Genomic DNA, 22058 nt, shown 5'->3' with positions numbered 1-22058 from the left:
GCTCAGCGCATCCACTGCACTGACGCTGGCGCCTTCGATACGGATGTCGCTGGCCGAGCGCAGCCCCACCTGGTCGCCGCTGATGCTGCCGCCCAGGTGTTCGATGCGGCCGGCATCGATGGACACCAGCTGGCGTCCGGCAATGGTGCCGGTGTTTTTCAGGCCACCGGCCAGGGTGACGTCGACGTTGGCACCGGCTAGCAGCGCGCCGCCGGCGTCCAGGTCGCCGGGGCGCAACCGCAGGTATACCTGCGGTACGAGGGCGGTGGTGGTGCTGCCATCGGGCAGGGTGACGGTCTGCTCCACCAGCCAGACGATGTCGCTGGTGAGCTGGGCCATCTGCGCATCGGTCAGTGCTACGCCCGGACGCAGGTTCCAGGCCTTGCCGACGGTGGCGCCGGCATCCAGCAATGCCTGGTACTGGGCTTCGTCGCTCTTGTAGCCTTCCAGAAAACGCCGGCCAGTGAGTTGGCCAATCTGCTCGCGCACCAGCTTTTGCTCGTAGAAGCCATCGCCCAGGCGCTTTTGCACCGCATCGGCGGAATACCCCATCTGATTGAGCAGATAGTCCGAGCCCAGCCAGCTGCGGTAATCGGCGAACTGCGGGTCGGTTTCGACCAGGTAGTTGCCGCTGGCGGGCCTGAGCGTGAACAGGCTGCCGCTAGGTGCGCGGGTATCGGGCGTGCCCATTGCGATACGGTCCGGCGAGCCGCCGGCCGCATCGACCACACGTGCGCCCGTCACCGGGCCGCTGCTCCCGACGCCGCCGACGTTGCCGGCGCCGCTCTGTCCTGCGGTCTGCGTTGCCGCCGCCAGCGCGCGGTCGGCGGCATTGGTCGCCACGCCACCCGGGCCGGCAATGCCACCTATGCCGGTGCCGGTGGGCGCTGCTTGCGACCCGCGGATGTTGAGGTTGGCAACCGCAGCGCCATCGCGCACGTTGGGTGCGTCGCGCCCCTGGTTGAGGTTGCTCACATCGCCGACATCGATGCTCAGCGTGCCACCGCTGGTGAGCTGGCTCCCGATCTGGCCAATCTGCTCGGAGATGGAGGGGTTGCTCCAGCTCCGGGTCGTGCCGTTGTAGGCGGTGGTGACGTTGCTGAAGCTATGTGTGCGGAACAGGGTGTAAGCGAGGTTGGTGATACTGGCGGTATGCGTCAGCCCTGTGATCGCCAGATCGCCGCCAGCGGCGATGCGTGCGTATTCGTTGCGTAACGCATCGGTGCCGATCCGCAGGGTGCCGCCGGCCTGGATGACCGCCTCTGGTCCTGCACCCGGCTGCAATACATCTTCGACCACGGTACGGGTGGCAATCCGATAACGCTCGTTGTCATTGAGCCTGCCGCCACCGGTGCCCTGCGGATTCATCAGGATGTGATCGGGATCGGTATAGGCGAACTGCGCCCACAGCTGCACGCAATTGGTGGTGCAGGTGCCGTAGGCGTTGGAGTACTGCAAGGTGTCGCTGTTATAGCGAAACGCGGGCGAGCCGGGCTGGATCTGCGACAGCTCTCGGAACGGGTCGTCCGCGCCCGCGGTCACCTGGTCCGGATTGACCTGGTTGTCCTGGCGGCCGGTGTAGTAGATGGTCAGCGTGCCCGATTGCGAATTCAGGCGCGATCGCTCGCCCGTGGCTTGATACATGCCGCCGCGTGCGAAGAAATAAGCGCTGGTCTGTGGCGTGACGCGGATAACCGCGCGACGCACCTGATAGCCGTCCGGGGTGGTGTAGGGCGTGTCCTCAAGAATATCGTCAGGACTGAGATAGTAGATCTCGAGGGCCGCGTAATTGCTGGTCGAACGAATATTGGACGTGTCGTTCTCGCCGTTGTTACGCCAGGTCGGCTGATCCAGGCGCACCGGAGCCAGGGTGGTGGTGGTTTGAGTCACCACCACGTTCTGGCGAATATTGTTGACTGTGGTCGCTTGCAGATCGAGATCGCCGGCTACGTCGATCACGGAGCCCAGGTTGTCGATCTGCCGTGCCACGCCGGTGGCCAGGCGATTGCCATCCAGGCTGCCGCCAATGGCGGCATCGCCATCGCTATAGATCAGGCCACGATCGGTATTGGTCAGTTGACCCACGCCCAGGTCCAGGCGCTCGCGTGCGGCCACCGTGGCCACGCGGGTGACGCCGGCAATGGTTTCGGCACGGTTCTGCAGCAGACCTGCGGCGATTGCGACATGGTCGCCATACACGCGTCCGGTGCCGACGTTGTCCAGCGTGGCAGCTTCCAGGTGGGTCACCGCACCATCGATCAGCCCGCGATTGACCAGCTGGCCGCCTGTCTTGATGTGCGTGATGCCCTGGCTGCTGATCTCGCCATTGGCGGCGTTGTCGACGTTGCGCGCAGCCAGGTCGAGGTTGCCTGCACGCAGGATGCCTTGATTGGACAAGTCTCCATCGGTCTGGATGGCCAGGGTGCCGTTGGCGCTCATCTCGCCGGTGTTGGTCAGGCCTTCGCGCAAGCTGAGGGTGAGATTGCTCTGCGACTGCAGTTGCCCGTCGCCGCTGAGGTTGCGTGCGGTCACGCTCTGGTTGCCGTCCGACCGCAGCAGGCCGGCGCTGTTGGCGACTGCATCGGCACGCATGTCCAGGCTGCCGCCAGAGGAAATCTGGCCGCCTGCATTGTTGAGCGACGACGTCAGTTGCAGGTTGCCTGCAGCGTCGGTGATGACTTGTCCTTGGCGGTTATCCAGCGATTGCGCCTGCAGCTGCAACTGCCCGGCCTGCAGACCCAGTGCGCCGGTGCCACGCGTGGTGCGGTTATCCACGGTGGACGCATGCAAGGTCAGTACGTTGCCTGCAGCGACCAGGCCCGCTTGGTTGTCGAGCGCACCGTTCAAGGTCAGGTCGACGTTCTGCCCCGCCTGCAGTCGGCCGCCGACGTTGTTCATGCGCGTGCTGGTGAGCGCGAAATTGCCTGCGGCGCTCAATGCCCCAGCGGCGCTGTTATCGACGCTGGCGACCGTCAGGCGTGCATCGCCTTGCGCAAACACCGCACCGCCACGGTTATCCAATGCACCGCCATCTACCTGCAGACGGCCGCTGGCGAGAATGCCGCCATTGCTGCCGGAGCCGGTATTGGTAATCGCTTGGCCATTGGTTTGCAGCAACAAGGCTGCTTGCGACTGCAGTCGACCACCGGCGTTGTTGAGTGCGCCGCTGCGAATTTCCAGCGTGCCGACCTGGCTGCCGATGGTACCGCCGACGTTGTCCAGCAGCTGCGCCCGCGTATCGACCACCGCGCTGCCGCCAATGATGTTGCCGGCGCGGTTGGAAAGACCGGCCGCTTCCAGGCGCAGTGCGTTGGTCGCCTGGATGGCGCCGCCGTTGTTGCCGATGGCGTTATCGGTGACGAGCGTGAGATCGGTGCCGGCGACGACGTTGCCGGTCGCGTTATCGAGGGTGCCGGCATCCAGGACGAGTTGAGCTGTACTGGACACCACGCCCTGGCTGCGATTGTCGAGTAGTCCCTCCACGTCTACCCGCAACATGCCGCCTGCTGCGTGCAAGGTACCGGCCTGGTTGTCGATGCTTGCAGCGGCGACGCGCCCGTCACCGGCCAGCAGGACCTTGCCCCGCTGGTTGTGCAAGGCCTGGTCGATGTTCAGCGTGGACTGCCCCGTACCTGCGGCCTGCAGCGTCCCCTGGGTATTGATGAGCGTCTGTGCGCCGATTGCCAGCACACCGTTGCCGCCGATGGTGCCGCCAGTGTTGTCGAGCGTATTGCCAACGCTCAGCCGCAGCTGCTGGTCGCCGCTTGCCGACAGTTGGCCGCCTGCGGTGGTGAGGTTGCCGGTGTCCACTGCAATGGTGCGTGCAGAGGTGGTGGCATTGCGTAGATCGGTGCTCTGGCCGGTCACGTGCAAGCTGCCGTTGCTGATCAGCTTGCCCGCGTTGCCGGCAAGTGTCTGTGCATCGATCTGCAGTTGGCCGCTGCCTGCGTGCTGGATCGTGCCTCGTGTGTTGTCCAGCACATCGCTGGTCAGCGACAGGTCGCCATTGCCTGCAACGGTGCCGCCGGCATTGTTCACTACATTGGCACGGAGAGTGCTCGCCGTGCTGCCACTGGCCACGATGCGTCCGCCGCGGTTGTCCAGGGTCTGTGCCTGCAGCTCCACGCTGTCTGCACCGATGGTTGCGTCACGGTGATCGATCGCGGTTGCTGTCACCGACAACGCGCCGCCGGTCACGATGGTGCCCTTGCTGCCGTCCAGCCGTGTGACTGCGATCTCCAGACCACCGGTGCCGGAGTGGCTGAGCGTTCCGTCCTGATTGATCAGCCGATCTGCACCGATGTGCAGGGTATTGCCGTTGCTGGCAATGCGGCCGTTTGCATTGTCCAGTTGCCCGCTGATGTCGAGACGGCCGTCGGCGCTGCCAGCGGCCACCAGGGTTCCGCCGCGGTTGGATAGCGCCGCGGCCTGCACGGCGAACGCGCCGTTGCCGGCGATAGTGCCGCCATCGTTGTTGAGCGCACCGGTCAGGGTGAGGCGTAACGCATCTGTACCGGTCGCACTCAGCTGGCCGCCTGCGGTGCTGAGGTTGCCGGCATCGACAACGATGCGCTCGGCCTGGGTGGTGCTGCCGGCGCCAAGAGCGAGGTCGCCGCCGTCCAGCTGCAGCGTCCCCAGGCTGAGCAATTTACCGCCTGCGCCCTGGAGCGTATCGGCGTCGACGTTCAAGGTGCCGGTACCGGCGTGTTCGATGGCGCCGCCACGGTTGTCCAGCGTGGACGCACGTGCGGTGAGGTTGCCACTGGCGGCGAGGCGGCCGCCCTGGCTGTTGTCCAGCAGATTGCTTGCAGTGACCTGCAATGCAGCGCCATTGGCTGCAACGACCGTGCCGCCGCGATTGATCACGCTGCCGGCTTGCAGCTGCACCGCGCCATTGCCGGAAATCGTTCCGGCGCTGTTGTCCAATGTGCCGTCCACGACCAGGGCGGCCTGTTCGCTGCCTGCCGCCAGGATCGTGCCGCGCTGGTTATCGACGGAGCCTGCAACGATGTTGATGCCTGCATTGCTGGCAAGATTGCCATCGCGGTTGTCCAGGCTGTCGCGCACGGTCAGTCGCAGCGCTTGATCGCCAAGCGATGTCAGGCGGCCGCCCGCGGTACTGAGCGTGTCCGCAGCGATGCCAATCTGCTGGGCGGACGTGACGCCTTGCGCAAGATCGATGCGCCCGCCATTGATCGCCAGCCCACCGTTGCTGATCAGGCGTCCTGCGCGGCCCTCGAGTGCGGTGGTATCGATGGTCAGCATGCCGCTACCGGCCTGCTGAATCTGGCCACCCGCGTTGCCCAACGTGCCAGCGCGAAGACGCAGATCGCCATTGCTGGCAACGGTGCCGCCATCGCCGTTGTCGAGGCGGTCGCGTACTTGCAACGTCGCCGGTTGAATGCCGGTCGAGAGCAGCGCGCCACCACGGTTATCGAGGCTGGTTGCCTGCAGCTCGAGCTGTGTGGTGCTCACCGTGGCATTGCGGTGATCCACCGCACCTGCGCGCCAGGTGAGCGCGCCCGGTGTGGCGATGCTGCCGCCGGCACCGGACCAGTCCTGCGCCGACAACGTCAGACCTTGCGTTCCGGCGTGTTCGATGCGGCCCTGCGCATTGACCACTGCCTGTGCGCTGAGTTGCAGCGCTGCCGCATTGCTGGAAATCACGCCGCCCTGGTTATCCAGCAGCCCACGCACCTGCCAGGCGGTCGCTGCACCGCCGGCATGACGCAGTTCACCGCCTCGGTTGCTCAGCGCCTGTGTGTCCAGGCCGAGTGTATTGGCCACGGTGAGGCGGCCCTGGTCGTTGACCAAGGCGCCAAGCTGCAGATCGGCATCGCCATAGACGGCGAGCGTGCCGGCGCGATTGCTCAGGTCGCCGCGTGCGCTGAGTGCGGACACGCCCAACCGCCCGCCACTGTTGTCCAGCCCATTTGCAGCCGACAGCGAGACCGAGCCGCCGCCGTTGATGCGGCCACCATCGTTGTCCATCAGGCCGGAGACGGTCAGCGCGCCTGCGGCAAGCGGCACAATGCCAGGCGTCGGCACGCTGACGGGAGGCGGTGTACCGCCGTTTCCACCGTCGGTGCTGCCGTTATTGCCGTTGCCGCCGTTGTCGCCACCGGTGCCGGGCGTTGCACCGTCGCTTGGCGCGACGGCGGCGATTGCGCCGATGCTGCCATCGGCACGGTTACGCACACTGCCGGCATTCAATGCCAGTGCCTGCACGCCGGTCTGCTCGATAGTGCCGTTCTGGTTACGTAATGCAGCCGCATCAATCTGCAGCCGTTGCGCATTGAGCACGCCACCGCTGTTGTCCAGATCGGCCACTGTGGATGCGCGTAATTCGCGCGTGGCGCTCAGCGTGCCGGCATTGGCGATACCGCCAGTTGAGGTGATGCGCGTGTCTTGCCGCGATTGCAAGGCACCGGTGTTTTCCAGCCGGCCATCCACCGTGACGACCAGTTCGCCGGCTTGCGCGCCGATGTTGCCGGCATTGCGCACGCCGACACCGCGTTCGTTGCCGACCAGCCAGATCTTGTTGGCAAACATGCCGCCCAGCGCGCCGACGTCCAGTGCGAAGGTGGGTGCCTGACCGGTGGCGGTCTGCGGCGCGATGCGTGCCTGGTCGGCACTGACCACGTTGTTGCCCAGGCTGGCCTGCAGCTGATTTGCCCAGATGCCGGCATTGACCTGCAGCGAGCGGGTGATCAGATCGGTGTAATCCGCGCCGCTGGTATCCAGGCCCGCACCGCCCACCTGGATGGCGCCGCCGGTCACACGATAGCCTTCCAGCGCCCCGCCGGAGAGGATAGGTGTGCCGGTAGTCAGCGTCACCCGGCTGGCGTTGAGGAACCCGCCACCGTCGACCTGGATGCCGGCTGGATTGGCAATGATCACTTCTGCGCGAGGCCCGGCGACTTCCACGTAGCCATTGAGCCGGCTCGCCGGCCCGTTGACCTCATTGAGAATCACCCTGGCGCTGCCGGTGGCCAACCACGGGTTGCCCTGCACCCAGCCGCCCATTTGGGTCTGTGTCTGTCCACGGGCATTGTTGAGGATGGCGCCTTCGCGGCCGACGTCGAACTGCGAATAGCGATTGCGCGACACGCCTGCGGCCGACGGCGTGGTGATGTTGACCATCGGCACGCCATTGGGAGCGGTCAGGACCGTCGGGCGCTCGCCACCTGGCGCGGCTGGATCGGCCACGATACGGCCAGCCGACTGTGCCTGAGCAAGGTCGATGACACCGACCAAGCCGAGCGCGCACAACATCGCAAACTGCAGTGGCTCCATCGTGAGCCTGTGCGCGCGCGTAGCGGCAACACCCGTGCTGCCACCCGGTGCACGGACCAACTCGGATGCCACTTGCCACACGCGCAGCGCGCGATTGAAGACCAGACGGTAGACGCGATTCATGTCACTAATCCTTGTGGAATATTTAGTAGCGCCAGGACAGGCTGAAGCCGAACGTGGTGTAGTCGGTCGGGAAGTTCGCCGGTTTTTCCAGCGCGGCGCCGACGAACCCGTCTAGGGAGACGTGTTGCCATCCCCCGCGCAGGCCCAGGCTCATGCCGGCCAGATGGTCGCCGCTCTGAAAGCGCGCGGACTGCCCACCGATGTGGCCGTAATCGGCGCCCAGATACGTCTCTAGCCCGCCACCGAGTGCCAGGCTGAGGTCATTGCGTAGCGACCAGCCACGGTCGCCGCTGAGCGTCAATTCGCCATCGAACCCGCGCACGGTGAAGCGCCCGCCGATCGCAAAGCGGTCCTGCGGCGCCAGTGGGGTGCGGTTCCACTGCGCACGCCAGGACGCGCTGTAACGCAGACGTTGAGAGCCAAGTTGGAACGGCACCGTCAGCTGGGCGTCGGCGACGATGAGTTTCATGCGCGAGGTGCCTTCGAGCGGAATCGACGGGTCGAACGCGCGTGCAAGTTCTTCCGGAGCCCGCAATGCATCGAACGCACCGGTGCCGCGTCGATACGCAACGCTTGCGTCCAGGGTGACTTTGCCCAGGAACTGGCGGTGGTTCAGGCCAACTTCCCAGCCGGCGGTGCGCCGCCGTTGCACTTCGATTTCGGTGTCGTCGATGGCGCTGGTGGACTGTCGCCACCAGCCACGCCCATACGCCCCGAACTTGATCGTGGCATTGCGAAATAGCAGGCGATCGATGCGCGCTTCGGCAGTGCGACTGCGCCCGCTGTAATCATAAGTCTCGATCGCGCCGGCCACTGCCTGGCTGTAGTCGTATGCGCTGGCGGTGACGCCAAACAGCCAGTAGTCGTAGGGAACGTCGTAGTGCACCGTCCAGCTATCGGTGTCCTTGCCGGCACCATTGAACACGCCCTTGCCGAGGCTGACGTAGAACAACTCGTTGAGGCCCAGGGGATTGTCGAGCGACAGTGTTCCGTTTGCCTGCAGTTTGCCGGTGGCGTCGCTGCCGGCATCGTCCAGGCTCAGGCTGGCGCGCACACGTGAGCGCTGTTGCCACGCAATGGCCAGGTCGCTCTCTCCCGGGCCGGTTCCCTGGCCTTCGGCAGGAGCGATCTGGATGTCGGCAACCACGGTCGGCACACGCTGAAAGTTTTCCAGGCCCTGCTCGATGTCGCGCAGATTGAGCAGATCGCCGCTACGTGCAGGCACAGCATTGGCGATCGCTGCACGTGCGGATGTCGGGTCGCTGAAGCGGGCGGTATGCACACGCCCGGGGACCAGCGACAACGTCAGGGTGCCGCCAGTGAGATCCTGTGGCGCGGCTAGCACGCGCGTGGTCACATAGCCGCGTGCAATGACCGCGTTCTGCACACGCTTCATCACCAGGTTGATGCCGTCGGTGCCCAGGCAACGACCAATGGCGGGGTCTTGCCGAGGGTTGGCAGCTTTCAATGACCAACGGAATTCATCCGCAGCCTGCCCATCGAGCACGATGCGTTCGATCCGAAAGCACGGCGATTCATTGGTTGGAAGACGCTCGACGCCATCGTCCGGGGCGCGTTTCAGGCGAACATCCGGCCGCGCCTCCTGTTGCTCGCGCAGAACGCGCTCGCGCTCCTGCTGCCGCAACAACTCCTGCGCGGCGGGATCGACGATCTGTTGCGCAGAGACCTGGGCTGCCGTGCCCGCAAAAAGCGCAATACACCACGTGGCACGCATGCGTGCCCTTCCTTTTTTGCCTGAATCCATGTGCAGATGACCGCCCGACTCGATAACGACTTACCGACGCTTCCGCGCCGCCCCTAACGATATTTTAATGCAAACGGAAGAGCTTGCCTGTAGGAAAAATCCTGACCTTCTATCGCAGATCGTGATACGAGGAGAAACAAATTTCGCTATTGAAATTAGCGATTTGGCTGCTTTTTCAGTAGATGAATTCTTATCGAAATATTCACTAATTAAATTTATATACAGAAATATCAAGATTTATTTATTTAGATCGAACGCGTGAATTCATGAGTTCACGCGGCTGCAGGTTAATTGCTGTTATCGGTTAGATATTCAGGCTGATCCGCTCAAATTTCTAATTGTGTTAGCCATCATTTTTGGTTTCGTTGCATGTGATTTGCTCTTGCTCTGACTTGCATCGGTAGCGACAGCGCGTTACCGCTTCACAGCCTCGACTGCATGACCAGGGTTGCCAGCAAGGCCAAGACGACACCCACACAGCATCGACGTGGATCAAACGTCGCGATGGATGTTGTCGCGCAGATGACACGTCAACCGGTCTGTCTATGTCCCACGCGTTGTCTTGCGCCACCGTCAGCGATGCAGCCGACCTCTTCCACGGCGCGTTCTCGTGCCGTCTCACCCGCACCGCCGCGCTTGTTTGATTTTCGTCAATTCGACCGACACATGAAATTCGCAGTGGGAGTGTTTGACTGCATGGGTCAAGAATTGTTGCGGAGTTGCGCATGAGTGCAGTCACAGGTAGCAGGGTCGGTCGGGCGTCGCGCTGGCAGGGGTCGGGGCGGCAAGGCGTGATCCAGGCGGGTGTTGGACCGGCGCTTCCTCCGCGAGTCGCTGCGGCGTGGCGACATGACGCGTGCGATATGTCTCCCACCGTCACGGTGCGTTCGCGCGCCGTGGTCTGCTGAGGAGGCGTCATGCGGATCTGTGTTCTCAATGAGGTGTCTTCGTCTGCCGGGCTGGAGCAGCGCTGCAGTGCGGCCCGCGGGGCGGGCTGCGACTACGTGGTGATGGCGGCACCATTCGCGCGTGATGCGGAAGGTCGGTTGATCGAGCCGGCGGCTGGTGCCGATGCGCACGACGACCACCTGCGCGATGCTGCGCAGGCGGCGCACCGCGCGGGCGTGAAGCTGCTGATCGATGTGCGCCTGGATGAAATCGGTGGCGCCAGTGCGGTGGTGCGTGACAACCCGCAGTGGTTTCGTGCACGCAGCACGGCGGTGCCGGACCCGCGTCAGCCGCGGGCCACGCCGGAGGTGGCCGAGGCGCGCTTTGCCTATGCGCAGGAAGGTGCGGCGCTGGTGGAGTGGTGGAGTGCGCGCTTGCTGGAGTGGGTCGGGCAGGGCGTTGGCGGTTTCCGGCTATTGCAGCCGCAACAGGTGCCCGTGCAGCGCTGGCGCGAGTTGATTGCGCGCGTGCATGCGCAGGCGCCGGAGGTGGTGTTTGCGGCGTGGACGCCCGGGTTGGGTCTGGAAGCCTTGCAGCAGTTGTCCGGTGCCGGCTTCGATGCGGCGTTTTCGTCGTTGGCGTGGTGGGACGGGCGCGGCAGTTGGTTCTTCGATGAAGACACTGCGCTGCGTGCGCTGGCGTCGCAGGTCATTGCCGTGCTCGATGCGCCCGATGGCAAGCGTGCGGCATCGCCCGAGCAGCACTGGCAGCTGGCGCTGGCCCTGGGTGGCGCCTGGTTGCTGGACGATACGCAGCTGGATGCCTTGCCGCAGTCGATCCGCGCGGCCGATGGGTTGCCGACCAGCAATGCCGGCATGCGGCTGCGCCCGCTGCTCCGCGAATCCACCGGCCTGACAGCGGTTGCGGTCGAGCCGTTGGGCGGTTTGCCCGCCTTGTTATTGATCAATGGCGATACGCGGCATGTGGTGCCGGTGCCGGCATCGGATCTGTTGCGGCTGCTTGGCGATGCCGAGGCGTTGGTGGCCGAGGATGGCCGCACCTTGTCCGGCGCAACGCTCGACGCATTGGAACCGGGCGAGGTGCGCGTATACCGCAGCGTGCCGGCACGCCATGTGCTGGCGGTGCCGCGTATGCGGCCGCGTGCGCAGACTGCAGCTGCCTGGCCGCGGGTGTGCATCGAATCGGTGACGCCCTCGGTCGATAACGGCCGCTTCCCGGTCAAGCGCACGGTGGGCGACCGCATCTGCGTGGAAGCCGATGCCTTCTGCGACGGGCACGACCGCATCGCGGTGGCGGTGCTGTGGCGGCCGGCCGATGCCAAGACCTGGTCCAGCGCGCCGATGCGTGCGCTGGGCAACGACCGGTGGCGCGCAGAGTTCCCGCTGGAGCGCATCGGCACCTATGAATTCCGTGTGGAAGGCTGGCGCGATGTCTTCGCCACCTTGCATGCGGATCTGGAAAAGAAGCGCGCGGCCAACACGGTGTTGCCGGTAGACGTGCAGGAGGCGGTGGCCGTAGTGCAGGCTGCGCATGCACGCAACACCGGTGCGTTGGCCGAGCGTTTGCAGGCCCTGCTCACCCGCATCGGTGCGCAGAGTGAGCCGCTGCAACAACTGGCCATCGTGCTGGAACCGGACACCGCGCAGGCGATGGCGCTGGCCGACAACAAGCCGTTCCGCTCCGAGACGCCGGTGACCTACCGGGTGGAATCGGAACGTCGCGCGGCGCACTTTGCCAGCTGGTACGAGCTGTTCCCGCGCTCGCAAAGCGGCGATGTGGCGCGGCACGGCACCTTTGACGATGTGATCGAACGCCTGGCGCATATCCGCGCGATGCACTTCGATGTGCTGTACATGCCGCCGATCCATCCGATCGGGGCGAAGAACCGCAAGGGGCGCAACAACTCGGTCACCGCCGTCGATGGCGAGCCGGGCAGCCCGTACGCGATCGGCGCCACCGACGGTGGCCACACCGAGGTGCATGCCGAGCTCGGTGGGCTGGAGGGTTTCCGTCGCTTGATCCAGGCCGCGCGTGCGCATGGTCTGGAAGTGGCGCTGGATTTTGCGATCCAGTGTGCGCCGGACCATCCGTGGCTACGCGATCACAAGGACTGGTTCACCTGGCGCGCGGACGGTTCCATCCCGTATGCGGAAAATCCGCCGAAGAAATACCAGGACATCGTCAACGTCGATTTCTACGCCAGCGGCGCGGTGCCGGACTTATGGAACACGCTGCGCGACGCAGTGCTGTTCTGGGTCAATGAAGGCGTCACGCTGTTTCGGGTGGACAACCCGCACACCAAGCCGTTCCCGTTCTGGGAGTGGTTGATTGCCGATGTGCGCGGGCGTCGCCCCGACGTGGTGTTTTTGTCCGAAGCCTTTACCCGGCCGAAGATGATGTACCGCTTGGCCAAGAGCGGCTTTTCGCAGTCGTACACCTATTTCACCTGGCGCAACCACAAGCACGAGCTGCAGGACTATGTGGAAGAGTTGAACGAAGGCGTGCCGCGCGAGTGCTTCCGCCCGCACTTCTTCGTCAATACGCCAGACATCAATCCTTTGTTCCTGCAAACCAGCGGGCGCAACGGGCATTTGATCCGCGCTGCATTGGCGACGACGTTGTCCGGGTTGTGGGGCATGTACCAGGGCTTCGAATTGTGCGAGGCCACACCGCTGGCACCGGGCAAGGAAGAGTATCTGGACTCGGAGAAATTCCAGTTGCGTGCGTGGCCCGAGCGCGCGCCCGGCGATATCGTCGATGAGATCACCCGCTTCAATCAGCTGCGCCGCATGCACCCGGAACTGCAATCGCATCTGGGGACGCGCTTCTATCAGGTGCATAACGACCAGGTGCTGTATTTCGGCAAGTTCCTGGATGCCGGGTATCTGTCGCGCAGCCGCAGCATGGTGCTGGTGGCGATCAACCTGGACCCGCATGCCGGCCAGGAAGCGGATATCGAAATCCCGTTGTGGGAACTGGGCTTACCCGATCACGCCACCGTTGCGGTGGAAGATCTGTGGGACGGGCATCGGTTCGAGTGGCAAGGCAAACACCAGCACATCCGTGTAGAGGCAGCGCGACCGTTCGCGTTATGGCGCATCCGCGCAGGAGAGGTCGCATGAATGCAGTTCCCGCTTTACAGGCCGACGCAGAACAATCGGCGGTGATCGCAGATCAGCTTTGGTACAAGGACGCGATCATCTACCAGGTGCACGTCAAGTCGTTTTTCGACTCCAACGACGATGGCATCGGCGATTTTCCGGGACTGATTTCCAAGCTGGATTACATCGCCGAACTCGGCGTGGACACCATCTGGTTGCTGCCGTTCTACCCGAGCCCGCGCCGCGACGACGGTTACGACATCGCCGAGTACATGGCGGTGCATCCGGACTACGGCACCATCGCCGACTTCGAGCAATTGGTGGCGCAGGCGCACGCGCGCGGCATCCGCGTGGTCACCGAGTTGGTGATCAACCACACCTCCGATCAGCATGCGTGGTTCCAGCGTGCACGCAACGCGCCGGCCGGCTCGCCGGAGCGCGACTTCTACGTGTGGTCGGATACCGATCAGGAATACGAAGGCACACGCATCATTTTTTGCGACACCGAAAAGTCCAACTGGACCTGGGACCCGGTGGCCGGCCAGTACTTCTGGCATCGGTTCTATTCGCATCAGCCGGACCTGAATTTCGACAACCCCGCCGTGCTGGAAGCGGTGCTGGAAGTGATGCGCTTCTGGTTGGACCGCGGTGTGGATGGCCTGCGTCTGGACGCGGTGCCGTACCTGATCGAGCGCTCCGGTACCTCCAACGAAAATCTCCCCGAGACCCACGCCATCCTGCGCAAGATCCGCGCCACCCTGGATGCCGAATACCCGGACCGCATGCTGCTGGCCGAAGCCAATATGTGGCCGGAAGATACCCAGCAATACTTCGGCCAGAACGCCGATGAATGCCATATGGCGTTCCACTTCCCGCTGATGCCGCGCATGTACATGGCAATCGCGCGCGAAGACCGCTTCCCCATCACCGACATCATGCGTCAGACCCCGGAGATTCCGGAGAGCTGCCAGTGGGCGATCTTCCTGCGCAACCACGATGAGTTGACGCTGGAAATGGTCACCGATTCGGAGCGCGATTATCTGTGGCAGACCTACGCCTCGGACCGTCGCGCACGCATCAATCTGGGCATCCGTCGCCGCCTGGCGCCGCTGCTGGAGCGCGACCGCCGCCGCATCGAATTGATGACCTCCTTGTTGCTGACCATGCCGGGCACGCCGGTGCTGTATTACGGCGATGAGATCGGCATGGGCGACAACATCCATCTGGGTGACCGCGATGGCGTGCGCACCCCGATGCAGTGGTCGGTCGACCGCAATGGCGGTTTCTCGCGCGCCGACCCGGCACAGCTGGTGCTGCCGCCGGTGATGGACCCGCTGTACGGCTTTCAGGCGGTGAATGTGGAAGCGCAGATCCGCGACCAGCATTCGCTGCTGACCTGGACCCGCCGCATCCTCAGCGTGCGCAAGCGCTACCAGGCGTTCGGCCGCGGCGTGCTGCGCTTTTTGTATCCAGGCAACCGCCGCATGCTGGCGTATCTGCGCTGCTATCAGGACGAAACCGTGCTGTGCGTGGCCAACCTGTCGCACACACTGCAGGCGGTGGAGCTGGATCTGTCCGAGTTCGAAGGCCGCGTGCCGGTGGACATCATCGGCGGAGGCAGCTTCCCGCCAATCGGCCGGCTGACTTATTTGCTCACGGTGCCGCCGTTCGGCTTCTACGCGTTTCAGCTGGTCAGCGAAGGCACCTTGCCGGACTGGCATGTGCCCAGCCCGGTGCCGTTGCCGGACTACCGCACCCTGGTACTGCGCAGCGACACCGATGAAAGCAACGCGCTGCTGCCGCATCTGCCCACCCTGGAAGGCGAGATCCTGCCGGCGTGGCTGTCGGCGCGGCGCTGGTTCTCGGCCAAGGATCAGGCGCTGCGCAGCGTGCGCATCTCGCGCCGCACGCCATTGCCGGGCGATGAGCCAATGAGTTTGCTGGAGCTGGATGTGGAGCTGGAAGACGGCCACCACGCGTCCTACATGCTGCCGATCGGCATCGTGTGGGAGCGCGACCAACCCAGCACTCTGGCCGAACAGCTGGCCCTGGCGCGCGTGCGGCAAGGGCGCGAGGTGGGCTATCTCACCGATGCGTTTGCGCTCAAGCCGATGGTGCGTGGCGTGATCGATGCCTTGCGCACCAATGCGACGCTGGACTTCTGCGATGGCGATGATCCTTCGCAGCAAGGCCAGGTGCGCTTCGAAGCGACGCCGGCGCTGGCCAAGCTGGAGATCCCCGCCGATCCGGACATCCGTTGGTTGTCGGCCGAACAGAGCAACAGCTCGCTGGTGGTCGCCGACAAGGCGGTATTCAAGCTATTGCGGCATGTAGCAATCGGTGCGAACCCGGAAATCGAAATCGGCCGCCGCCTGACCGAGCTGGGCTACGCCAATGCAGCGCCGCTGCTGGGCAGCGTCAGCCGCGTCGACGGGCAGGGCACCATCACCACCATCGCGCTGCTGCAGGGCTTTATCCGCAATCAGGGCGATGCCTGGCGCTGGACGCTGGACCATCTGGCGCGCAGCTTCGACGAATACGCCACCGCGCAAACCGACGAATCGCGCGCCGAAGCCATCGCTGGTTACGACGCGTTTGCGGCCGTGGTCGGCAAGCGCCTGGCCGAGTTGCACGAAGCCTTGTCGCGCGCCACCGACGATGCGGACTTCGCACCGCAGCGGATCGATCTGCCGACGGCCAACGACGTGGTGGCCGGTGTGGCGCGGCAGGTCGAAGAGATGTGGGAGATGGTCAACGCGCGCTTGTCGGGGAGCGAGGACGCGACCGAGCGCGAGGCACTGGAAGCGGTGCTCGCCGAGCGCCCGCAGCTGGACAGCTTGCTGGCCAAGGCGCCGAGCGTGCTGGCCGATTCGCTGCTGACTCGCGTGCATGGCGATTTCCACCTGGGCCAGATCCTGGTGGCCTTCGATGATGTGGTGTTGATCGACTTCGAAGGCGAGCCGGCCAAGCCGCTGGCCGAGCGTCGCGCCAAGGCCAGCCCGTTGCGCGATGTGGCAGGTTTCCTGCGCTCGCTCGATTACGCCAGCGAGGTTTCGGCACGCGGCGAAGAAGGCACCGCCGCACGCGCAGGCGTCGGTGTGGACACGCACCTGGATGAATTCCTGGCGCAATTCCGCCGCCGCTCCACGCAAGCCTTCCTGGACGCTTACCATGCCGTGCTCGACGCCAGCGCCCATCCGTGGATTGCGCCGGCGGCGTTCAACGCAGCCACCTTGCTGTTCCTGGTGGAGAAGGCCTGTTACGAAGTGCGTTACGAAGCGGCCAATCGCCCGGGCTGGTTGATGGTGCCGATTGAAGGCTTGCGCCGCATCCTGCAACGCGCACGCGCCGGTGCAGGAGACACATGATGAGTGGAGTGATGACAGCAGTGACCAATCGATGGGACCCCGGCGTGGTACGCGCCCTGGCCGAAGCGCGCCACGGCGATGCCTTCGCCGTGTTGGGCGCGCACCCGACCGACGCAGGGCGCTTGCTGCGCACCTACCTGCCGGGCGCCGGCCATGTCAGCGCCGTGCTCGACGACGGGCAGACGATTGCCCTGGAGGCCGGCCCGGAAGCGGGCCTGTTTGCCGGTGAGTTGCCCGCACAAGGCGCGTATCGGCTGCGCATCGGCTGGCCCGGCGGCGAGCAGGAGACGGCCGACCCGTACGCGTTCGGGCCGCAGCTCAGCGACTTCGACCTGCACCTGATCAGCGAAGGCCACCATCTGCAATTGGCCGATGCGCTGGGCGCGAACGTGGTTGAGGTAGACGGCGTGCGCGGCACGCGCTTTGCTGTGTGGGCGCCCAATGCCTCGCGCGTGGCGGTGGTGGGCGACTTCAATAGTTGGGACGCGCGCCGTCACCCGATGCGGCTGCGTCACCAGTCCGGCGTGTGGGAGCTGTTCGTGCCCGATGTCGGCCCTGGCGCGCATTACAAATATCAGCTGCGCGGCCCACACGGCCACGAGCTGCCGGCCAAGGCCGACCCGGTCGCGCGTCGCGCCGAGCTTGCACCCGGCACCGCTTCGATCGTGGCCGACCCTACGCCGCACCAGTGGAGCGACGACGGCTGGATGGCCACGCGTGCGCGCCGCCAGGCGCACGACGCGCCGATGAGCGTCTACGAGATCCATGCCGGCTCCTGGCTGCGCGAAGAAGGCGTGGACCTGGACTGGGATGGCCTGGCCGATCGTCTGATTCCGTATGTGGCCGATATGGGTTTCACCCACGTCGAACTAATGCCGGTGACCGAGCATCCGTTCGGCGGCTCATGGGGCTATCAACCCTTGGGCTTGTTCGCACCGACCGCGCGCTTTGGCTCGCCCGATGGCTTTGCGCGCTTTGTCGATCGCTGCCACCGCGAAGGTATCGGCGTCATCGTCGATTGGGTGCCGGCGCACTTTCCCACCGACGCGCACGGCCTGGCGCATTTCGACGGCACCGCGCTGTACGAACACGCCGACCCGCGCGAAGGCTTCCATCGCGACTGGAATACGCTGATCTACAACCACGGCCGCCGCGAGGTGTCCGGGTTTTTGATCGCCAGCGCGCTGGAGTTCCTGCAGCGCTTCCACGTCGATGGCCTGCGTGTGGATGCGGTGGCCTCGATGCTGTATCGCGACTACAGCCGCAATGCCGGCGAGTGGGTGCCCAATATCCACGGCGGACGCGAGAATTACGAAACCATCGCATTCCTGCGCCGGCTCAACGACGTGGTGCGCGAGCACACCCCGGGTGCGGTGATGATTGCCGAAGAATCCACCGCGTTTCCCGGCGTCACCGCCGATGTCGCGCATGGCGGCCTGGGCTTTCACTACAAGTGGAACATGGGCTGGATGCACGACACCCTGCATTACGCGGGGCTGGACCCGATCTACCGCCGCTACCACCACGGCGAGCTGACTTTCAGCATGGTCTATGCGTATTCGGAGCGCTTCGTGTTGCCGATCTCGCACGACGAAGTGGTGCACGGCAAGGGCTCGTTGCTGGGCCGCATGCCAGGCGACGACTGGCAGCGGTTTGCCAATCTGCGTGCGTATCTGGGTTTCATGTTCACCCACCCCGGGCGCAAGTTGCTGTTCATGGGCTGCGAGTTCGGCCAGCCCACCGAATGGAATCACGACGGCGGCATTCCGTGGCACTTGCTCGACGATCCGCGCCATCGCGGTGTGCAAACACTGGTGCGCGATTTGAATCGGCTGTATGTGCAATACCCGGCATTGCACGCATACGACGACGATCCATCCGGGTTTGCCTGGGTCGTCGGCGATGACGCGGCCAACAGCGTGCTCGCGTTCCTGCGCAAGGGCAAACGCGGCGATGCGCCGGTGCTGGTGGTAATCAACTTCACCCCCGTGGTGCAGCACGGGTATCGCATCGGCGTGCCGCAGGGCGGCCAATGGCGCGAAGTGTTCAACAGCGATGCCGGCATCTATGGCGGTGCCAACCTGGGCAACGGTGGCAGCGTGACCGCCGAGCAGCAATCCATGCACGGCCACGCCCAGTCGTTGCCGCTGCTATTGCCGCCGCTGGGTGTCATCGTGCTCACGCCGCACGGCTGAGTTAACTGCACGGCGCCGGGCAGCAAGCCCGGCGCTGCCGGATCGATGGGCTGGCTGGGCCATGCCGAAGACAGCCTGCTGAGGTGCCGTGTGGCGATGCCAACATCCGCGCAAAACGCTCCGCTGCCTGCTGGTTGAGACATCGACAATGCCTATCCCGTTACGCATCGGATTGGTGTCCGACACGCACGGCCTGCTCAGGCCGGAAGCGGTCACGGCACTTGCTGGATGCGCTGCGCTCATCCATGCCGGTGACGTGGGCAAACCCGACGTCCTGGCCGCATTGCAGGCGCTGGCGCCAGTGCACGCGATCGCCGGCAATATCGATGACAAACCCTGGGCGGCCGCCTTGCCGCAGACGCTGGATCTGGTGATCGCCGGCGTGCGCATCCATGTGCTGCACGATCTGAAAACACTGGCGGCGGACGTGGCGGCAGAGGTCGTCATCAGCGGTCATTCGCACATGCCGTCGGTGCACAGCCGCGATGGCGTGTTGTACGTCAATCCGGGCAGTGCAGGCCCACGTCGTTTCAGTTTGCCGATCAGCGTTGCAACCCTGTGGTTGGGCGACGGACTACCGTGTGCGACGCTGCAATTGCTGGAATTGCGGTGATTCCGCTGGCAACGGGCAGAGACGGTGAACTGTCGAGCGATGGCGGTGCGAGCGTGTCTCAGCGGTCTGCCGTCGTGCGAGCCGCCTGTGTCAAAGCCGCCACAGTCAAAGCCGCCACAGTCAAAGAGTATGTCTGCTGCCAGCCGCGTGCACCGATGCCAGGCAAGGTAACGGTGCGCGGAACACCGGGTGGTCAGTAGTGCGCGGCCATCGCATGGGCGCACCCCTGCGATGCGATCGGAGTGCTTGGGCTCTTGCACCTTTAGTTCTATTCAGCGAGAGGGTGCAGGTTTCATACCATCGGCATCTGAAAACGCTGGCGCCAGGCGTGGCGGCAGATATCGTCATCAGCGGGCATTCGCACAAACCCTCGATCCAGACGCGCGATGGCGTGCTGTACATCAATCCGGGCAGTGCCGGTCCGCGTCGTTTCAGGTTGCCGATCAGTGTGGCAACGTTGTGGTTGGGTAATGGACCGCCGCGCGCGGCATTGCAGGTGTTCGAGCCGCATTGATTCCATGGGTGACTGCAACGAGTGGCGGATTGGCGAGCTATGGCAGCACGCGCATCCTCAACCGGTCTGCTGCTGTGCTATCCGAAGATGATGAGCTTGCGCAGGCGCAAACAATGGTCTGCGACGCAAGCGCAACCGCCCAGCCAATTCAACGCCGCTGAAAAGCGCGGCTGCTAGCGTGGCGGGCGCCGCCATGCGATGGTAATACCATCGGCTCTCGGGATGATCGATGCGCATTCTGATCAAACTATTGAAGCGTCTTGTGCTGGCATGTGGGATCGTCGCAGCAGCGGGCGTGCATCTGTGGATGGTATTAGGACTACAGCAACGCCTTGATACCATCGTCAGCATGCACGAACAGTTGCAGCGCAGTGGACTCGGGCAGGTCACGTCTTTGCGCGGGATACCGCAAGTCTGCGGGGAAACCGATTATTTTTTCGGAGACATGTACTACTTCTACGCTGTCGATGTGGCGAGTATTCCAGAAACGTTCTGGGAAAGTCACGCGGCGCGCGGAATTTGGTACCGAGGCCCTGACAAGTATGACGAATTTGATCTATTTAAATTTGAAATGCCATTAGATCACTTGCAGGGATGTCCAAAACCCCCTGAAATGAATTCCTCACGCTTTTTCTTCGCCCGGGTGTCGAACCCAGCGGATTATGCTGGTCCGGACTTGCCATCTTCTTTGAATGCAATTAACGTCATGGCCTATGACACCGAGACATCAAGGATTTACTGGGTGTACCAGCGTTTCTCTGGTTTTCCGTAGCACCGCAGGTGTGGGATCCATTCCCTGGCCGGAGAGGATTGACGGCTAAGATGGATTTTTCGAAGAAGAATCATCGGTTCCCCACGTGAAACCCTAGTAGGCGCCGCGATCAGAAGCCTCTGCCATCGACTTGCTGACAAACCAACACTGTGCTTGATGCAGATTGTCTCGGTTGTCGGCTAAAAGCTCACGGGAGCGTTGCCCAGATCTTTTCTGGAGCGTGTTATGACTGTTGAGAGAGCATTGCCGCATTTTGTGCCCGCTCCTGGCCGGTATAGCCCTGATCTACAAAAGCAATCTTGATCGCTGCGCCAGGGTATCGATCGCCATGTGCACCTTGCTCTTCATTTTGGCTTGCGCAGCAAGTCGGAGCCACCGATACTTCCACGGAAGAGTCCGCCAACGCGGCGGGCGTCATGATCGACTCTTAGGGCACGCGCCACATGGATCGCACGCAAGCCGATGCCATCGCCGAAGCCATCATGCTGCCGGAGACGCGTGCGCGGCTGCAGCGCGAACGCAAACGTGCCGCGCAGGCACGCCGCCTTGCGCGGCGCCGCGGGGCGGCGGGGATCTCGCTGCCGTGCATGGCGATCGGGGCGCTGGTGGCTCACTTCAACGGCCAGGGGTTTGCCCATGGCATCGTGGTGGGAGGTCTGATCGGCGGGGGGCTCGGCTTGGCGCTGTACTGGTTTCGCGAACAGCGTACCGGCTGAGCGCCACGCCGGGTAGAGCATCGGTGTGCAGATGCCGGGTCGCCCCCGCTGGTTTGTGGTCCTAGGGAATCAACAGCGGCCGCAGCGCAGGCAACTGCTGCGACAACTCGTCGGCCACGATGGCGGCGAACAACTCCGCGCCGTCCGGGCCGAGATGGGTGTAGTCGAACGCGCGTTTGGCCTGGCCCATCGGCTCGGCGCTGGCGTTGTCCTGCGCTGTGGCAGTGGCGTTACTGGATCAACACAAGCACCTGTCGATAGCCGCAGCCGCACCGCAGGTGGTGTCGGCAGTGATTCCTGGCGCATGCACCGCCGAGCAGGCGCGGGCGCGGAGCCAATCGACACGGCACCGCACCGCTCAGTGCACCTCAGCAGCGGCTGCACCGTCGCGTGTGCAGCCGCACCGGTTGCGTGCAGGATGCGCACATAAGGAAGCGCCGCTGTGCTTCGTCCTTGAGTCATGAGGTCCAGGCATGCCGCGCGGGCCGCTTTGCAAGGGAACGACATGTGCTGGAAGAAAGTGTGCGCTGTGCCGCTGCTGTCATTGCTGCTGACGGCGGCAGCGACTGGGCCGGCAGAGATCTGGCGCTTCGATGTTCCCGCGCAAACTGCCGCCAGCGGGATCGCTGCTTTCTCACGGCAGGCCACGACAGTGCAGATTCTGGTTTCGCAGGACGCGGTTGCCG

At 64.2% G+C, this 22058-nt stretch carries 9 protein-coding genes and 2 pseudogenes; 8 read left to right on the top strand and 3 right to left on the bottom strand.

The window, feature by feature from the left end; translation table 11 throughout:
- Both ASF90_RS19390 and ASF90_RS19385 read right to left on the bottom strand, forming a co-directional pair.
- The coding region (locus ASF90_RS19390; RefSeq protein WP_055853903.1) for a filamentous hemagglutinin N-terminal domain-containing protein at positions 1 to 7419 on the bottom strand (7419 nt) is incomplete at its 3' end.
- A 22-nt stretch (positions 7420 to 7441) separates the two neighbouring features.
- Complete coding sequence (locus tag ASF90_RS19385; RefSeq protein WP_055853900.1) at positions 7442 to 9184, bottom strand: ShlB/FhaC/HecB family hemolysin secretion/activation protein; 1743 nt, start codon at positions 9182 to 9184, stop codon at positions 7442 to 7444.
- A 917-nt stretch (positions 9185 to 10101) separates the two neighbouring features.
- On the opposite strand from ASF90_RS19385, the gene ASF90_RS19380 reads away from it, so the two are divergent.
- From ASF90_RS19380 to ASF90_RS19350, 7 genes are all read left to right on the top strand, one after another.
- Positions 10102 to 13215 (top strand): maltotransferase domain-containing protein, encoded by a 3114-nt coding sequence (locus ASF90_RS19380; protein WP_055853897.1) that lies wholly within the window; start codon positions 10102 to 10104, stop codon positions 13213 to 13215.
- Complete coding sequence (gene treS, locus ASF90_RS19375) at positions 13212 to 16562, top strand: maltose alpha-D-glucosyltransferase (RefSeq protein ID WP_055853894.1); 3351 nt, start codon at positions 13212 to 13214, stop codon at positions 16560 to 16562. Before ASF90_RS19380 ends, treS begins: the two co-directional genes overlap by 4 nt.
- A gap of 11 nt (positions 16563 to 16573) precedes the next feature.
- Complete coding sequence (gene glgB, locus ASF90_RS19370) at positions 16574 to 18757, top strand: 1,4-alpha-glucan branching protein GlgB (protein ID WP_055854014.1); 2184 nt, start codon at positions 16574 to 16576, stop codon at positions 18755 to 18757.
- A gap of 148 nt (positions 18758 to 18905) precedes the next feature.
- Positions 18906 to 19370 carry a metallophosphoesterase family protein gene (locus ASF90_RS19365; protein ID WP_055853891.1) on the top strand — a complete coding sequence of 155 codons (465 nt, stop codon included), beginning with the start codon at positions 18906 to 18908 and terminating at the stop codon, positions 19368 to 19370.
- 214 nt (positions 19371 to 19584) lie between these two features.
- A complete protein-coding gene (locus ASF90_RS19360; RefSeq protein WP_082473623.1) occupies positions 19585 to 19884 on the top strand; it encodes a metallophosphoesterase family protein in 300 nt (99 codons plus the stop codon).
- Between the two features lie 229 nt (positions 19885 to 20113).
- Positions 20114 to 20656: a hypothetical protein gene (locus tag ASF90_RS19355; protein ID WP_055853889.1), complete on the top strand. Its 543-nt coding sequence runs from the start codon at positions 20114 to 20116 to the stop codon at positions 20654 to 20656.
- Positions 20657 to 21099: 443 nt separating this feature from the next.
- Positions 21100 to 21372, top strand: coding sequence for a hypothetical protein (locus ASF90_RS19350; RefSeq protein WP_055853887.1), 273 nt, complete (start codon positions 21100 to 21102; stop codon positions 21370 to 21372).
- 61 nt (positions 21373 to 21433) lie between these two features.
- Here ASF90_RS19350 and ASF90_RS23685 read toward each other — a convergent pair.
- A pseudogene (locus tag ASF90_RS23685) lies at positions 21434 to 21595 on the bottom strand (lysophospholipase); the annotation flags it as partial.
- Here ASF90_RS23685 and ASF90_RS24365 point away from each other — a divergent pair.
- A pseudogene (locus ASF90_RS24365) lies at positions 21594 to 21719 on the top strand (aldo/keto reductase); the annotation flags it as partial. The pseudogenes ASF90_RS23685 and ASF90_RS24365 sit on opposite strands and share 2 nt — an antisense overlap.
- Positions 21720 to 22058 lie beyond the last annotated feature (339 nt).

The organism is Xanthomonas sp. Leaf148, from assembly GCF_001423585.1.
GTDB lineage: Bacteria > Pseudomonadota > Gammaproteobacteria > Xanthomonadales > Xanthomonadaceae > Xanthomonas.
The sequence above is the reverse complement of the archived record's forward strand: the minus strand, read 5'-3'. Positions and strand labels throughout refer to the sequence as shown.

Excerpts from the sequence above, each read along its gene's own strand:
- ASF90_RS19360 (WP_082473623.1), top strand. The coding sequence starts at position 19,585 with ATGGGCGCACCCCTGCGATGCGATCGGAGTGCTTGGGCTCTTGCACCT.
- ASF90_RS19350 (WP_055853887.1), top strand. The coding sequence starts at position 21,100 with ATGGATCGCACGCAAGCCGATGCCATCGCCGAAGCCATCATGCTGCCG.
- treS (WP_055853894.1), top strand. The coding sequence starts at position 13,212 with ATGAATGCAGTTCCCGCTTTACAGGCCGACGCAGAACAATCGGCGGTG.
- ASF90_RS19380 (WP_055853897.1), top strand. The coding sequence starts at position 10,102 with ATGCGGATCTGTGTTCTCAATGAGGTGTCTTCGTCTGCCGGGCTGGAG.
- ASF90_RS19355 (WP_055853889.1), top strand. The coding sequence starts at position 20,114 with ATGCGCATTCTGATCAAACTATTGAAGCGTCTTGTGCTGGCATGTGGG.
- ASF90_RS19385 (WP_055853900.1), bottom strand. The coding sequence starts at position 9,184 with ATGGATTCAGGCAAAAAAGGAAGGGCACGCATGCGTGCCACGTGGTGT.
- ASF90_RS19365 (WP_055853891.1), top strand. The coding sequence starts at position 18,906 with ATGCCTATCCCGTTACGCATCGGATTGGTGTCCGACACGCACGGCCTG.
- glgB (WP_055854014.1), top strand. The coding sequence starts at position 16,574 with ATGACAGCAGTGACCAATCGATGGGACCCCGGCGTGGTACGCGCCCTG.